Here is a 13679-nt window from a genome sequence, read left to right on the forward strand (position 1 = left end):
GATGTTCCCGCCTCACACTGGAGCCGTCAAGTGTGCGGCAGAATGATGGCTTCCCGGGAGGAGTGACCGTGACCGATGCGCATGTGGGCCTGGCGGGCCAGCTGGCCCGGCTGCCGCAGCGGCAGGTGCTGAGCGACGATGTCTACGAGACGGTCAAGGGCCTGATCATGGACAGCGTCGTCGAGCCGGGGACCCGGTTGAACATCGATGCGCTGACCCGCGAGCTGGGCATTTCCCAGACCCCGATCCGGGAGTCGCTGGCCCGGCTGGAGTCCGACGGCCTGGTGATCAAGGAGCCCCTGCGCGGGTACCGGGTGTCGTCGCGGCTGACACTGGCCGAGTTCGAGGACCTGTTCGAGTACCGGCTGCACATCGAGCCGTGGGCCGCCGGCCGTGCCGCGGAGCGCGCCGGTGACGACGAACTGGCCCGGCTCAAGGCCGAGATGCTCAGCTACACCGACGTACCGGATCGTCCGTCGTACGAGAGCTACCGGGCGATGGCCGCGCACGACCAGCGCTTCCACGACCTGGTGCTGGAGCTATCCGGTAACGAGACCGCCCGACTGTCCTTCCAGCGGACACACTGCCACCTGCACCTGTTCCGGCTGTACTACGGTGGCGGCATCGCGACGAAGGCGTTGCGAGAGCACAAGACAGTGGTGACCGCCGTCCGCAAGGGCAACCCGGAGGAGGCGGCCGCGGCGATGCGGTCGCACATCGAGTCCTCGCGCGCCCGGCTACGGCCCATGTTCGACCAGTCCTAGGAGACATCTGTGGAACTGCTCCGCCTCGGCGCAGTCGGCGAGGAGCGCCCGTACGTGCGCGCCGCCGACGGCACCGTTCACGACCTGACCCCGCTGACCGCCGACATCGACGGTGCCTTCCTCGCCGCCGACGGCATCGCCCGCACCCGAGCTGCCCTCGACGCCGGCGAGCTGCCGGCAGCCGATGTCGAAGGACTGCGGATCGGTGCGCCGATCGCGCGCCCCGGCGCGGTGGTCTGCATCGGGATGAACTACGCCGCACACGCGGCCGAGGGCGGCTCCGAGCCGCCGAAGCAGCCGATCGTGTTCTTCAAGCACCCGAACACGGTCGTCGGCCCGGATGACGACGTACTCGTCCCGCGCGGCTCGGTGAAGACCGACTGGGAGGTCGAGCTCGCGGTCGTGATCGGCAAGCAGGCGCGGTACATCGAGACCGACGAGGACGCGCTCGCCTGCGTCGCGGCGTACACGGTCTCGAACGACGTCTCCGAGCGCACCTTCCAGCTCGAGGTGTCCGGCGGCCAGTGGTCGAAGGGCAAGTGCTGCGAGACGTTCAACCCGCTCGGTCCGGCGCTGGTTCCGGCCGACGAGGTCGACCCCACGAACCTGAACCTGCGCTCCTGGGTGAACGGTGAGCCGCGGCAGGACTCGAACACGCGGGACATGATCTTCTCGGTGGCGGCGCTGATCCGCGACCTCTCGCAGTACATGGTGCTCAGCCCGGGCGACATCGTGAACACCGGTACGCCGGAAGGCGTCGCGCTGTCCGGCCGGTTCCCGTACCTGTCGCCGGGCGACACGATGGAGCTCGAGATCGAGGGCCTCGGCCGGCAGCAGCAGTCCCTGGGCAAGGCCTGACGAAAACTGTCCCCGGCCGGCTCTAGGGTCGGCCGGGTGGACTACCTCGACGACATCAGCACCTCGTACGACAACGTCGCCGCCTCGTACGCGTCGATGATCGTGGACGCCGCCGACTGGGAGGTCGAGGCGTTCGACCTGCTCGCCAAGCTCGTCGCCGGCAGCGGGCGGCCCGTACTCGATGTCGGCTGCGGACCGGGCCGGACCACCGGGTCGCTCGCCGAGCGGGATCTGCCAGTGATCGGGATCGACCTTTCGCCGGGGATGATCGAGGTCGCGCGCCGCGACCACCCGAGCCTCGACTTCCGGGTCGGCTCGATGACCGCGCTCGACCTTCCGGACGGCTCGGCGTCGGCCGTGGTGTCCTGGTGGTCGATCATCCACCTGCCGCGCGAGGTCGTACCGCAGGCGCTCGCCGAGTTCCACCGGGTGCTCGCGCCGGGCGGGTTCGTGCTGCTGGGGTTCCACGTCGGCGAGCAGTCGACCCATAAGACCTCCGGGTACGGCGGCCACCCGATGAACATCTACGTCCACCGCTGGACCGGGCCGGCGTTGACCGAGCTCGCCGTCGCAGCCGGCCTCACGCCGTACCAGGTGAGCGAAATTCCCGAGGACCGATTGCTCTTCCAGAAGTAGGGTCTGCGCATGACTTCTCGCGTGCGGACGGTGACATTCGATGCCCACGACCCTTACGAAATCGCCGGCTTCTGGCTCCAGGTGCTGAAGGCCGAGCGCCCCGACGACGACGCCCCGGGCGACCCGTACGCCTCGGTGCCGGCAGACGGCATCACCGTCCTGTTCGAGCAGAACAACGACGAGAAGGTGGTGAAGAACCGCGCCCACCTCGACCTGGTCCCGAACACCACCCGCGACGAGGAGGTCGAGTGGCTGCTCACCCTCGGCGCCACCATCGCCCGCGACCACCGCGACCCCGACGGCAAAGGCTGGGTCGTCATGCAGGACCCCGAAGGCAACGAGTTCTGCGTCCTCCGCAGCGAATCCGAACGCGCGGCGAACAGTTAGAGGTCGTCGACGTACGGGGTCTGGCCGGTGAAGGTCAGGTGCCAGTCGGTGGTTCGGGCAGTGACGGTGAGGTCGTAGCCGTGGCGGCGGGCGGTGAGTTCGTGGCGGTCGCCGGTCGGCTCGGCGATCGTGACCTTCCAGCCGCGGGACTCGAGCGTCTCGGCGGCGAAGCCGAGCTGTGCCTCGGGGTCCGGGGTGCTGGTCGGATCGCCGGTCTCGACGGTGATCGTGCAGACGGACTCCGGGCCGCGGTCGTCCGACAGGGCGCCCTGATCGACAGGGCCGGGGTCCTGGGTCACCGCCGGCGTCTGGCCGGGTACGACGACGGCCGCCACCGCCAGGAGTTCCGAGCGGAGGTGGTTGCGAGCTTCGGTCAAGGTCACGCTTCCGTGATACACCGTACGGCCAAGCCTCGCGAGGACACGCCGTACATCCGTGGTCAGGAAACGACCGGGGTCTCGCCGGTGAGCGTTATCCGCCAGTCGGTCGCCCAGGCGTGGACGGCGACGTCGTACCCGTCCCGACGCGCGGCGACCCGATAGTGACCGTTCTCGGGAGGTAATACGTCCGCTGTCCATCCGCGGGCGCGGAACGCGTCGGCCGCCGCCTCGACCTCGACAGCTGGGTCCGGCGCCTTGGGATTGCCGGTCTGGACGGTGACGCGGGAGACGGTGGCCGTACCGCGACCGTCGAACAGTACGCCGGGATTCACCGGGCCGGGGTCGTGCGTGACGACCGGCCGCTGATCGGGTACGACGGCCTCGGCCACCGCCACCAGCTCGCTCCGCAGGAACTCTCGGTCCTCGTTCATCACCGCTCCACCCCCGATCGACTGTCACGGGTACTTCGGCTCGCCTTCGTGAGGTCCACCGGCTTCGACGCACCGTTCAGCGCGGCGACCCCGTCGAACGCGGCGCTGACTCCGTTGTACGCCACCGAGGCGACATGTGCCGCGGCGTTCAGCGGTACGCCCCACGCCAGCTCGGTCTCCGCCCCGCGCCCGGTGTCCGTCGTCGTGATGTCCTCCAGGTGCCCCGCGACCACCCGCCCGATGTTACGCAGCGCCTCGCTGTTCGGGCGGTAGTACTCGTTGTGCCAGTGCACCGAGACCGGATCGTCGCCGCGCGGATCGGCGGTCGCCATCCGGATCGCGTCCGGGAAGTTCGCCGGGTCCGGACCGTGCCACTCGGAGTACGCCACGTAGTCGCCGGGCGCGCGCTCGGTGAACAGGCGGGTCGGCGGCTGTACGAAGTCCGCGGCCTCGTCGATGTGCTTCGCGATCCCCGGCGACCCGGTCATCACCAGCCGCTTCGGACGCGCACCGCTCTTGAGCACTGCCTGGCCCGCGACGTCAGTACCGTACGAGTGCGCGACCACAGTGACGTCGGCGTTCTCGTCCTTCAGGTCGTCGATCTCGTTCAGGCACTCCGCGAGCCGCGGCCCGCCCTCGATCGCCGCCTTCTTGCTGGCCGCCTGCACGAACCCCTGCGGCGAGTCGTAGTCGAGCCACACCACGACGGCCGTGTCGTTCGCGCCGGCCTCGTCGCGGATCAGGCCGCCGCGGTCGGACTGCCCGCGGAACGTGTCGAGGCTGTTCCCCATCCCAGGCACCAGTACGGCGACGTTCTTCGCGTGCTCGAGATCGCCGAGGACCTCGACGGCGCGGCCCCGGCCCTCCGGGTCGACCTTGAGGAACTGCCGCGGCCGCTGCACCTCAATGACCTTGCCGTCGGCATCCACCTCGGTGGACGTGACCGGTTCGAGCAGCTCCTTCACGGTGGCGAGCCGCGTCACCTGGTCGGCGTCGGCCGTACCGGAATCGACCGCAGCCTGCAGCCGGTCACGGGCAGCGACGAGTATCTCGTGGTTCGCGCGGAACCGTGCAGCCAACTGTTCGGACACGATCATCCGCGACTCCCCGTGACAGCCGGTCACCTGGGCGTGAGACCGGGCCTACCGCAGTTTGTCAGGAGATGGATCCGAAGGCCAGAGACCAGTTGCCGGAGTGGTGTGACAGGTGCACCGAGGCGAGCGGCCGTACCTTGACGTGGCGCAGCGACTCCGCCGGTGCGTCCACGGCGTACAGCACGACCGCCCGGACCACGGCGGGATGCACGACCGCGACTACGGACGTACGTTCGTCGTGCCGCTCGACCAGGTCGCCGAGCCAGTCGGCGACGCGGGTGAGTACGTCGTTCTCGGTCTCGCCGCCAGGGGTCGCGGTGTGCGGCCGCTCGAGCCACGCCGACACCCGTTGGGGGTCCTCTTCGAGCAGCTCTTCGAGGCCGCGGCCGGTCCATTCGCCGTACTCACGGTCCCTCAGGGCGGGCTCGACCGCCGGGTCTTCGAGCCCCAGGGCAGCGGCTGTCCGTACGGCGGCCCGCTCGGGACCGGCGTACACCGCGTCGGCCGTGAACTTCAGCTCGCGTGCCGCCTCGACGCTCGCCGGATCCGGCTCGGCGTCCCCGCCGAGGACGAGTCCGCGCAGTGCGGGCGTCAAGGCGTGCGCGACCAGGGTCAGCCCCGTCAAACTGTCACCTTTTCTCTGGCCGGCCGGCGGTCCACCGCGACTGCGTACCCGAAACCGAGCAGGAGCCACAGCGTCGCCTGCGTACCGAGCGAGGCGAACCTGAACTGCCACAGCAGCGTAGCGGGGAACGTCTCCGGAACCTCGTTGATCCGCGGCAGGATCAGGTACGCGGCGACCACTGTCGCGACGACCCCGGCAACGCCACCCGCGAGCCTGGCGACCTCGCCGTACCGCTCGGCCCACCGCGACAGCGCGACACCGGCCCAGACGGCGAGCAGGCCGATCACCAGGGTCAGCAGGTACGTGACCGTGCGCCTCGTGATCGTGTCCGGGTCGCCGACCGCGGGTGGATTCGGTGGGTACTTGAAGAACGGGACCAGCACGATGCCGACAAAGCCGGCCGCGGCGAGCCCGAGCGCGGCGTGCGCGTCGTTCTCGGTACGGAGCTTGCGGCGCAGCAGCGTGAACGCGACGGCGAACAGTCCGCCGAGCGCCACGCCGTACAGGCTGGTCGCGAGGAACAAACCCGCCTTCTGGCCTTCACGGCTGACCAGCGGTTGTTCTTCATGATCATGTGAGTGCGCGGCGCCGGCTTCTTCGATCGAGATCGCCGCGTCGACACGCGGCTCGCCCATCACGTAGGCGAAAGTTCCGGCCAGCAGGCCGGCGAAGAGTCCGACGATCAGTCCGCGCACCAGGAGCGATCCGAAGGTGCGCATGATCGCTAGTGGCAGGGGACGCCGAGCAGGTGCCGGCCGTCGTGCATCAGCTCGTGCAGGTACATGCCCGAGCGGGACACGGCGCCCTGATCGAACCCGACCAGATACGCGAGCAGGAGCAGCAGGCCGACGCTGAGCAGCGCGGCGGCGAGAAGCTTCGGAGAGATCGCCGGTACGGCGACGGAGCGGGCAGGAGCTGCCATCTGAACTGAACCTCCTGGGGAAGTGCGCGTCCCCTTCGAAAGGCTGCAGTACCCGAGCGTCCTGACTTACGAGCCGAAGCTCGATCACAGTGGCGCGGCCGCGCCGGACTCCCACCGGCTTCCCTCATGGCACCGCAGGTTGACCCCCGAACCGTAGTTCCCCACCCAAACCCCGGTCAACGCACCCCGCCATACCGGTGACCAATCCCACCCGCCAAACGGGTCAGCCCCGCGTGCCAAGGTCCCCAGCAGCCTGGTCGTTCCGCGGCGGGTGGCGGGTTGTTGCGGGTCTGGTGGGTTGCAGCGCGCCAGCCGTGAAACAACCCGCCAGCCGGCCGGCTCGCGGGGCGAGCCCCCCCGTGTCTGGTGCGGGGGGCTCCGGTCCAGTCGGTGGATGAGGGCTGACGGCGCGACGGCGTCGCATCTACTCTGGTGGGTATGCCGTCTGGTCATCATCTGGTTGCGTTTGGGATTACTGCGTTCATCATCATTGTCGTGCCGGGGCCCAGCGTGTTGTTCATTGTGGGGCGGGCGCTGGCGGTCGGGCGGCGTGAAGCTGTGTTGACGATGGTGGGGAACACGGTGGGTGCGGCGGTTCTGCTCGGTGCGGTCTCGCTCGGGCTCGGTACGTTGATCGCGGCCAGCGCGATCGCGCTGACCGTGGTGAAGCTCGCGGGCGCGGCGTACCTGATCTATCTCGGTGTGCAGGCGTTCCGTACGCGGAAGTCGCTGGCCGAGGCGATGCGCGGCACCGCGCGGCCGAGCACCACGCGGCGTACCATCCGGCAGGGTTTCCTGGTCGGCGTGACGAACGCGAAGACCGCGGTGTTCTTCGCGGCCGTGCTGCCGCAGTTCGTGGACAAGAGCGCGTCCAGCCCGGCGTGGGCGCAGATCCTGGTGCTCGGGCTGATCTTCATTCTGATCGCGCTCTGCTCGGACAGCGTCTGGGCGTTCGTGGCGGGTACAGCGCGCGAGTGGTTCGCGCGCTCCCCGCGGCGCCTGGAGATGGTCGGCGGTACCGGCGGGCTGATGATCATCGGCCTCGGCGCCAGCATCGCCGTCACCGGCACCAAGGACTAGGCGGTACGACGCGCCGCCTGCACACCGAGCAGCGCGAGTACGGCCGGGAAGCCGAACGCCACCACGTACGCCGTGACCGCCGAGTGCGGCTCCATCGCGGCGAACAAGGACCCGCCGATCGCCAGTACGGTTGCCGTGGACAACGAGTCGCTGAGCTGCGCCGCAGAGCTGTTCGCACCCTGTTCGTCCCGCTCGGAGTACTCCAGCACCAGCACCGACAACGTCGGGAAGACGGTACCCATCCCGAGCCCGGTCAGGCTCCACCCGATGATCCCGACGAGGACCGGTACGTGCTGGTTCAGCGTGAGCGTGGCCGTCGCGATACCCAGCACGATCAGGATCATCCCGGCCTGCAGGAACACACCATGCGCGAACGGCTGGTTCGGCCGGCCGCGGTACCACGACGCCGCCGACCAACTCAATGCGCTGACGGTCAGCACCAGCCCGGCCAGCGCCGGCGACAACCCGCGCTCGCGGGTCAGCATCAGCGGCAGGAACACCTCCGCGCCGAACCCGGACGCCGCGACCAGCCCGCGCAACGCGACCACCGACGGCAGCCCGCGCCCGAACGCGAACGTTCCCTTCGGCAACAATCGCGGCCCGAACGCGATCACCCCGGCCAACCCGACCGCCAGCAGCACGATCTGTACGACCCCACGCTGCTGCCCGCCGTAGTGCAACAGGCCGACACCAACCGCGGCCGCCACCGCCCACATCGCCCGCTTGTCCCACAGCTTGCCCGGACGTGCGTCGTACCCGCTCCCCTGCGCCAGCCCCGGCCGCATCACCAGCGCGGCCGGTACCGCGAGCACCGGCACGGCCAGGAACACGAACCGCCAGCTCGCGTGCTCCACGATCAACCCGGCGATCGCGGGACCGACCAACGATGGCACCACCCACCCTGTCGCGAACGCGGCGAAGATCCGCGGCCGCAGCCGAGCCGGGTACAGGTGCCCGACGATGACGTACAGCGCAACCGTCAGCAGCCCGGACCCGAACCCTTGGATGATGCGCCCGACGACCAGCACCTCCATCGACGGCGCGAACCCGGCGATCAACAGCCCCGCCAGGAACCACGCCGTACCGTGCCAGAGCGGGCGGGTCGGGCCTTTCAGGTCACTCCAGGTGCCGGAGACAACCATCGCCACGACCCCGGACGCGAGCGGTCCGCCGAACGCGAGCGCGTACAGGCTGAGCCCGTCGAGCGCCTGCGCGACTGTCGGCATCGCGGTCGCGACGGCGAGCGACTCGAATGCGACCAGCGTGATCAGCGCGACCATGCCGATCGTCAGGGCACGGTATCGCGGCGAGAGGACGCCGTCGTCGGTCGAGGTCGCCGGCTCGGCAAGCGTTGTGGTCATGCCGAGAACGATCCGTCCTCAAGTGCACTTTAAGTCAACTAGAGAACCGCGGCGAGCACGAGTGCGAGGATCGGCGGGACGGCCTGGGCGGCGGCTGCGCGGAGCATCCGGCGGTCGGAGGCGAGCAGTACGACACCCGCGCCGGCCATGCACGCGCACGCGAACAACGCGATCGCGTGGCCCTTGTCACCGCCCCAGATCAGGCCGCCGAACGCACCGATCGCCAGGAACAGGTTGTAGAACCCCTGGTTGAACGCCCACGGCCGGGACGCCTCGACATCGGTTTCCTTCACCAGGAACCGCCGGTACGTGCTCGGCTTGCGGAACAGCAGGCTCTCCATGGCGAACACGGCCAGGTGAAACAGCCCCGCGATGACAACAAAGATCTGCGCGATCACGCTCATGCGGGGAACGTACCGCTACGCCCGCCAATCGGTGGCGAAGGCGCGCGCGGGGTTGTTCCGGAACACGTTGTCGGCAATTTCCGAACCGAAGTACCGCGTGATCCGCGGGCGCAGGTGGGTGAGCAGGTACGGCAGGCCCGGTCCCTCGCCGGTCGACGCGCGGGCGCGAGCGGTCGTGGTGTCGCCGCCGAGCAGCAGGCGGTCGCCGTACCCGGCGTCGACGAGGGCAGCGAGGCAGTCCATCAGCCGCGGGTCGGTCGCGTTGTTGGCCCGCGACGGTCCGTCGAACGCCAGCCACGCGCCCCGCCGGGCCAGCTCGAGGTGCGCGCGGTGGTCCGGAAAACGGTTCAGGTGACCGAGGACGACGGCGGCCGGGTGTACGTCGAGTTTGTCCACGAGCAGGTCGAGGACGGCGTCGGCGGCCGAGCCGAGTTCGTGGTGGACGGCGATCGGCGCGTTCGTGGCGTGATGGGCCTCGGCCGCGGCGCGCAGCACGTGCTCGGCGTGCGCGTCGAGGACGTGGAACCCGCCCGAGACCTTGATCAGGCCGGCGCGGACCTGGGTGTCGCCGATCCCGGTGGTCAGCTCGCGGACGAAGATCTCCGCGAGCTCACCGTGGATCTTGTCGACGTACCCGTCCTGGTAGTGCTCGCGCCGGTGCAGGCCGGTCGCCGCGACGATCGCGACCCCGGTGCTGGTCGAGATGCCGGGCAGCAGGTCGGCGCGCCGGTTCAGCCCGTGCGGTGTCCACTGCACGATCGCCTGTCCGCCGGCGTCCGCAAACGCCCGTACCTCGGCGACCGCACCCGCCTCGTCGTCGAGCGCCTGCTCCGGCGGCAGCGCCGCAGACCGGAAGAACAGGTGATCGTGCGAGTCGGTCACCCCGAGCGCACTCGGCACCAGATCGTTCAGCACCGTACGGATCCGCATCAGTACCTCTCGGCGGGTCAGGCGGCCTGCTGGCCTGTGGGGCGGCGGCGGCCGCGGCGCCGCGACGGGCGGCGGCTCGGTCCGGCGGACCGTGCACCCTCAGCCCGGCTCCCCTCGGCGCGAACACCTTGGGCCCGGCCACCTTCAGCCCGCGCGCCTTCAGAGCGCGTACCTGCCTTGGTGCGGGTCGAGGAGCGCCTGCCCGGCGACTGTTGTGGCGGATCCTGCTTGGTGGGTGGGGCGACGTAGGTGCGGTCCCCGGGAGCCAGTTCCGTGAGCAGCGGGTGCTTGGCGTCGAGCTTGGTGATGGTGGGCGCGATGCCCGCCTTGCGGGTCAGGTCGCGGACGTCGCGGACCTGGTCGTCGGTCATCAGCGTGACCACTGTGCCCTCGGCGCCGGCGCGCGCCGTCCGCCCGGAGCGGTGCAGGTACGCCTTGTGCTCGACCGGCGGGTCCGCGTGGATCACCAGCGTGACGCCGTCGACGTGGATACCGCGCGCCGCGATGTCCGTTGCGACCAGCGTCCGCGCCGTACCGTCCGAGAACGCCTCCAGGTTCCGCGTGCGCGCGCCCTGCGACAGATTGCCGTGCAACTCGACAGCGGGCACGCCCTGGGCGATCAGCTTCTTCGTCAGAGCCTTGGCGCCGTACTTCGTCCGCGTGAACACGAGCGAACGACCCGGCGCCGCGGTCAGGTCGACCAGCACCGGAAGCCGCGCGTCCGACTTGACGTGCAGAACGTGGTGCGTCATCCGCGCGACCGGCGAACGCGCCGAGTCCACGCTGTGCGTGATCGGATCGGTCATGAACCGGCGGACGAGAACGTCCACGCCGGCGTCCAGCGTCGCCGAGAACAGCAACCGCTGCGCGTTGGCAGGCGTCTGCTCGAGAATCCGGCGGACGGCCGGAAGGAAGCCGAGGTCGGCCATGTGGTCGGCCTCGTCGAGCACGGTGATCTCGACGGCGCCGAGCTTCGCGTGCCCGGCCTGGACGTGGTCCTCGATGCGGCCCGGGCAGGCGACGACGATGTCGGCGCCCTTCCGCAGGCCGGTGATCTGCGGGCCGTGACCGACACCGCCGAAGATCGTCATCGAACGCAGGCCGAGCTGGTCGGCGAGCGGCGCGATCGACGCCTGGATCTGGGTCGCGAGCTCCCGCGTCGGGGCGAGGATCAGCGCCCGCGGGTGGTTCGGCCGGCGCTTCGTACCGGACGCGGCGAGCCGCGCGAGCACGGGCAGCACGAATGCGTACGTCTTACCGGAACCGGTGCGGCCGCGGCCGAGAACGTCCTTGCCGGCCAGGGAATCCGGCAACGTGGCCGCCTGGATCGGGAACGGCGTGGTCACGCCGGCCGCGGCCAGCGCGGTGACCAGCGCGGCGGGGACGCCGAGGTCCGCGAACGTACGGTTGTCGTCGGCAACTGTTTCGACGACGTCGTCGCCGAGGGTCTCCAGATCGTTGCTCACAGCAACTTCAGGGACCGGGGAGGTACGCCGGCGCCGGCGGCGCGGGCGCGCCGGGCCGGAGGACGGCGCATCGGTTGCGGGTTTGCGGTGCTGGGACGTGGGTTGATTGTGCGTGGGGCGGCGGGCCGCCATAGAAGTACTCCAAAAGATCGGGGGTCGTCCTGCCCGGCGCGGCCGGTGGGGCCGCGGCGCGTGGTGGTCGACTGCTGGCGCAAGGTAGTTGCGCGCACCGGCCCGAGGCAGAACTGGGCGGGCCGTCGGGACCAGTTTACGACACCAACCGGATCAACTCGCCCGATATTCCTCCTACAGTTCTCCCTGTGACGGAACAGTTCCGGGTCGACCCGCCCACCGATGCCGACGAACGCACGCTGCTGCAGGGCTTTCTCGACTACCACCGCGGAACACTCCTGTGGAAAGTGTCGAATCTCACCGACGAGCAACTCGTCCAGCGCGCCGTCGATCCGTCCAGCATGTCGCTGATCGGCCTGGTCCGGCATCTGAGCGAGGTCGAGAAGTACTGGTTCCACCGCGCGCTGGCCGGCCACGACTCGCCGCCGAAGTACTGGACCGCCGAGCACCCCGACGGCGACTTCGACCTGGTCACGCCGGAACAGGCCGCGCAGGACGTCGCCGACTACCGCGAGATCGTGCGGCTCTCGGACGAACTCGCCGCGAGCCATTCCCTCGACAGCACCTTCATCCGCCCGAGGTATGACGCGCCGTACTCGGTCCGCTACCTCTACCTCCACATGATCGAGGAGTACGCGCGCCACAACGGCCACGCCGACCTCCTCCGCGAACGCGTCGACGGCTCGACCGGCGAGTAGGTCCTACGGCTTGATCGAGCGGATCAGGCCGACGATGTCGTTGGTGACCCCGCGGACACCGGGGATCCGGGTCAGCCGGAGCAGCCGGTCGACGAGCGGTACGGCCCGGTCGATCAACGTACGAGTACGCCGTACGCCCTCGGACTGGTCGTGGACCCAGAACAACACGATCCCCATCTGCAGCAACCAGAGCAGCTCGGGTAGTTCGGACCGGAGCTCCGCGGGCAGTTTCAGGTCGGAGCCGTCGACGACCCGGCGGAAGATCTCCACGCTCGCGTCCCGCGCCGGCCGGGATTCCTCGCTGAAGGGCGAGAGCGGACTCCGAGGATCGGCCGCCGTCTTGAAGAACGTTCCGGCGAACTCGTGGTACGGCGCGGACACGTCCAGCCAGGCGCGCAGTACGCCGACCATCCGCGGCACGAACGCCGTCTCGGTGGCGAGTACGGACTCGACCGCCTCGCGGTGCTGGTCCTGCAGCAGGTCGTAGTACGCCTGCATCAGGTGATCCTTGGAACCGTAGTAGTAGTACGCGTTCCCGACCGAGACGCCCGCCTCGGTGGCGATCGCGCGCATCGTGGTCTTCCCGTACCCCTGCTCGCGGAACAACCGCAGCGCGGTCGTCAGGATCAACTCACGCGTCTGTTCGCCCTTCGCGGTCGCACCGTCCGTCACACCCGTCAGCGTAATCACCTCCACTTCGCCGCCGCAGGCCAGCCGCTGCCTGCACCATCGCCCGCGCGACCGGGCGCATCGCCGGGCTCGCGAGCCGTACGGCGGTATGCCTGTGCTCCCCCGTGGCCCACAGGCAGACGATCCACGCCCGGTCGCCGACGTACACGGACCCGTCGTCCGCGACCACGGTGATCTCGCGCAACGTCGCCGCGTGGTCGAGCGCGGGGTAGCGCGCCCGCGCGTGCGCCGACCCCGCCGCGACGAACACCAGCCGCACCACCCCGCCGTACCCGTCCGGCGCCGGCCGCTGTCCGGCCAGCCAGTTCTTGAACCGGCGGCACAGCGGGCACTCGGCGTCGTACAGCACTGTCAGTTCATGCACCGTCAGTACCCGTACCTGGCGGCGTGCTCGGCGATCGTCATCGGCGCCACGTTGTCGTTCGGCGGCACCGGCGGGCGGGTCATCGTGTCGAGCTTGCTCCGGTTGCGGATCTTGTTGAAGATCCACACGTTCGTCAGGTGTACGACCCCGAGCACCAGCATCACGATCCCGAGCTTCACGCTGAGCTGCTCGAAGATCCCGCTGGCGTTCTCGACCGGCGTCCCGCTGCGCAGGAACAGCGTGACGAACCCGAGGTTGAGCAGGTAGAACCCGACCACCAGCAGCTTGTTCACCGCGTCGGCGATGTCCTCGTTCCCGTGGAACACGTCGACCAGGAAGACCCGCCCGTACCGGCTCAGCGTCCGGGCCACCCAGATCGTCAGCGGCACCGCGATCAGCAGGTAGAGCAGGTACGTCGTGACTGTCATGTCCATCATCCACCCCACATCTTGAACAC

Annotated in this window: 19 protein-coding genes and 1 riboswitch; of the genes, 6 read left to right on the plus strand and 13 right to left on the minus strand. The window is 69.6% G+C overall.

Translation table 11 applies throughout. The features are described 5' to 3' along the window. Positions 1-68 precede the first annotated feature (68 nt). Genes ACFYRU_RS09800 through ACFYRU_RS09815 form a run of 4 tightly spaced genes read left to right on the plus strand, consistent with a single transcriptional unit; the run spans position 69 to position 2645 of the window. The gene (locus tag ACFYRU_RS09800) at positions 69-764 is read left to right on the plus strand and encodes a GntR family transcriptional regulator (protein WP_387655336.1); all 696 of its coding nucleotides are present in this window, start codon (positions 69-71) and stop codon (positions 762-764) included. Positions 765-773: 9 nt separating this feature from the next. Further along, entirely contained in the window at positions 774-1622 is an 849-nt protein-coding gene (locus ACFYRU_RS09805; protein ID WP_387655339.1) for a fumarylacetoacetate hydrolase family protein, read from the plus strand. A gap of 36 nt (positions 1623-1658) precedes the next feature. Beyond that, on the plus strand, positions 1659-2258 hold the full coding sequence (locus ACFYRU_RS09810) for a class I SAM-dependent methyltransferase (RefSeq protein WP_387655342.1): 600 nt from the start codon (positions 1659-1661) through the stop codon (positions 2256-2258). A gap of 9 nt (positions 2259-2267) precedes the next feature. Then, a complete protein-coding gene (locus tag ACFYRU_RS09815) occupies positions 2268-2645 on the plus strand; it encodes a VOC family protein (RefSeq protein ID WP_387655345.1) in 378 nt (125 codons plus the stop codon). Here the strand turns inward: ACFYRU_RS09815 and ACFYRU_RS09820 are convergent. The 6 genes from ACFYRU_RS09820 to ACFYRU_RS09845 are packed head-to-tail and all read right to left on the minus strand — an operon-like array spanning position 2642 to position 6097. Continuing rightward, the gene (locus ACFYRU_RS09820) at positions 2642-3028 is read right to left on the minus strand and encodes a hypothetical protein (protein ID WP_387655347.1); all 387 of its coding nucleotides are present in this window, start codon (positions 3026-3028) and stop codon (positions 2642-2644) included. The two genes, ACFYRU_RS09815 and ACFYRU_RS09820, sit on opposite strands and share 4 nt — an antisense overlap. 56 nt (positions 3029-3084) lie before the next feature. Next, the gene (locus ACFYRU_RS09825) at positions 3085-3456 is read right to left on the minus strand and encodes a hypothetical protein (protein WP_387655350.1); all 372 of its coding nucleotides are present in this window, start codon (positions 3454-3456) and stop codon (positions 3085-3087) included. Then, positions 3456-4553, minus strand: coding sequence for an alpha/beta hydrolase (locus ACFYRU_RS09830; RefSeq protein ID WP_387655351.1), 1098 nt, complete (start codon positions 4551-4553; stop codon positions 3456-3458). Before ACFYRU_RS09830 ends, ACFYRU_RS09825 begins: the two co-directional genes overlap by 1 nt. A gap of 58 nt (positions 4554-4611) precedes the next feature. Then, positions 4612-5175: a histidine phosphatase family protein gene (locus ACFYRU_RS09835; RefSeq protein ID WP_387655354.1), complete on the minus strand. Its 564-nt coding sequence runs from the start codon at positions 5173-5175 to the stop codon at positions 4612-4614. After that, positions 5172-5894, minus strand: coding sequence for a CbtA family protein (locus ACFYRU_RS09840; protein WP_387655357.1), 723 nt, complete (start codon positions 5892-5894; stop codon positions 5172-5174). The genes ACFYRU_RS09835 and ACFYRU_RS09840 overlap by 4 nt, the downstream gene beginning before the upstream one ends. Before the next feature lie 5 nt (positions 5895-5899). Next, positions 5900-6097, minus strand: coding sequence for a CbtB domain-containing protein (locus tag ACFYRU_RS09845; protein WP_387655359.1), 198 nt, complete (start codon positions 6095-6097; stop codon positions 5900-5902). 56 nt (positions 6098-6153) lie between these two features. Next, positions 6154-6220: riboswitch (cobalamin riboswitch) on the minus strand. Between the two features lie 372 nt (positions 6221-6592). Here ACFYRU_RS09845 and ACFYRU_RS09850 point away from each other — a divergent pair. Further along, a complete protein-coding gene (locus tag ACFYRU_RS09850; protein ID WP_387655362.1) occupies positions 6593-7177 on the plus strand; it encodes a LysE family translocator in 585 nt (194 codons plus the stop codon). On the opposite strand, the gene ACFYRU_RS09855 is transcribed toward ACFYRU_RS09850, so the two are convergent. From ACFYRU_RS09855 to ACFYRU_RS09870, 4 genes are read right to left on the minus strand one after another with little or no spacing between them, the layout of a single operon-like run. Then, positions 7174-8538: an MFS transporter gene (locus tag ACFYRU_RS09855; RefSeq protein ID WP_387655365.1), complete on the minus strand. Its 1365-nt coding sequence runs from the start codon at positions 8536-8538 to the stop codon at positions 7174-7176. The genes ACFYRU_RS09850 and ACFYRU_RS09855 overlap by 4 nt on opposite strands. 38 nt (positions 8539-8576) lie before the next feature. Then, entirely contained in the window at positions 8577-8942 is a 366-nt protein-coding gene (locus ACFYRU_RS09860) for a DUF1304 domain-containing protein (protein ID WP_387655367.1), read from the minus strand. 15 nt (positions 8943-8957) lie between these two features. Beyond that, positions 8958-9872: a phosphotriesterase gene (locus tag ACFYRU_RS09865; RefSeq protein WP_387655370.1), complete on the minus strand. Its 915-nt coding sequence runs from the start codon at positions 9870-9872 to the stop codon at positions 8958-8960. A 17-nt stretch (positions 9873-9889) separates the two neighbouring features. After that, positions 9890-11338, minus strand: a complete 1449-nt coding sequence (locus ACFYRU_RS09870; RefSeq protein WP_387655372.1) for a DEAD/DEAH box helicase — start codon at positions 11336-11338, stop codon at positions 9890-9892. Positions 11339-11658: 320 nt separating this feature from the next. On the opposite strand from ACFYRU_RS09870, the gene ACFYRU_RS09875 reads away from it, so the two are divergent. Next, positions 11659-12168 carry a DinB family protein gene (locus tag ACFYRU_RS09875; RefSeq protein ID WP_387655374.1) on the plus strand — a complete coding sequence of 170 codons (510 nt, stop codon included), beginning with the start codon at positions 11659-11661 and terminating at the stop codon, positions 12166-12168. A 3-nt stretch (positions 12169-12171) separates the two neighbouring features. Here the strand turns inward: ACFYRU_RS09875 and ACFYRU_RS09880 are convergent, their stop codons facing one another. From ACFYRU_RS09880 to ACFYRU_RS09890, 3 genes are read right to left on the minus strand one after another with little or no spacing between them, the layout of a single operon-like run. Beyond that, on the minus strand, positions 12172-12840 hold the full coding sequence (locus ACFYRU_RS09880; RefSeq protein WP_387655377.1) for a TetR family transcriptional regulator: 669 nt from the start codon (positions 12838-12840) through the stop codon (positions 12172-12174). Beyond that, positions 12800-13222 carry a thiol-disulfide oxidoreductase DCC family protein gene (locus ACFYRU_RS09885; protein WP_387655380.1) on the minus strand — a complete coding sequence of 141 codons (423 nt, stop codon included), beginning with the start codon at positions 13220-13222 and terminating at the stop codon, positions 12800-12802. The genes ACFYRU_RS09880 and ACFYRU_RS09885 overlap by 41 nt, the downstream gene beginning before the upstream one ends. A gap of 2 nt (positions 13223-13224) precedes the next feature. Then, positions 13225-13659, minus strand: a complete 435-nt coding sequence (locus ACFYRU_RS09890; protein WP_387655383.1) for a hypothetical protein — start codon at positions 13657-13659, stop codon at positions 13225-13227. Positions 13660-13679: the final 20 nt, after the last annotated feature.

The organism is Kribbella sp. NPDC004536 (genome assembly GCF_042873835.1).
GTDB lineage: Bacteria > Actinomycetota > Actinomycetes > Propionibacteriales > Kribbellaceae > Kribbella.

Bases quoted from the DNA above. Each gene is read 5' to 3' on its own strand.
- ACFYRU_RS09860 (WP_387655367.1), bottom strand. From the start codon at position 8,942: ATGAGCGTGATCGCGCAGATCTTTGTTGTCATCGCGGGGCTGTTTCAC.
- ACFYRU_RS09830 (WP_387655351.1), bottom strand. From the start codon at position 4,553: ATGATCGTGTCCGAACAGTTGGCTGCACGGTTCCGCGCGAACCACGAG.
- ACFYRU_RS09840 (WP_387655357.1), bottom strand. From the start codon at position 5,894: ATGCGCACCTTCGGATCGCTCCTGGTGCGCGGACTGATCGTCGGACTC.
- ACFYRU_RS09855 (WP_387655365.1), bottom strand. From the start codon at position 8,538: ATGACCACAACGCTTGCCGAGCCGGCGACCTCGACCGACGACGGCGTC.
- ACFYRU_RS09845 (WP_387655359.1), bottom strand. From the start codon at position 6,097: ATGGCAGCTCCTGCCCGCTCCGTCGCCGTACCGGCGATCTCTCCGAAG.
- ACFYRU_RS09815 (WP_387655345.1), top strand. From the start codon at position 2,268: ATGACTTCTCGCGTGCGGACGGTGACATTCGATGCCCACGACCCTTAC.
- ACFYRU_RS09865 (WP_387655370.1), bottom strand. From the start codon at position 9,872: ATGCGGATCCGTACGGTGCTGAACGATCTGGTGCCGAGTGCGCTCGGG.
- ACFYRU_RS09825 (WP_387655350.1), bottom strand. From the start codon at position 3,456: ATGAACGAGGACCGAGAGTTCCTGCGGAGCGAGCTGGTGGCGGTGGCC.
- ACFYRU_RS09890 (WP_387655383.1), bottom strand. From the start codon at position 13,659: ATGATGGACATGACAGTCACGACGTACCTGCTCTACCTGCTGATCGCG.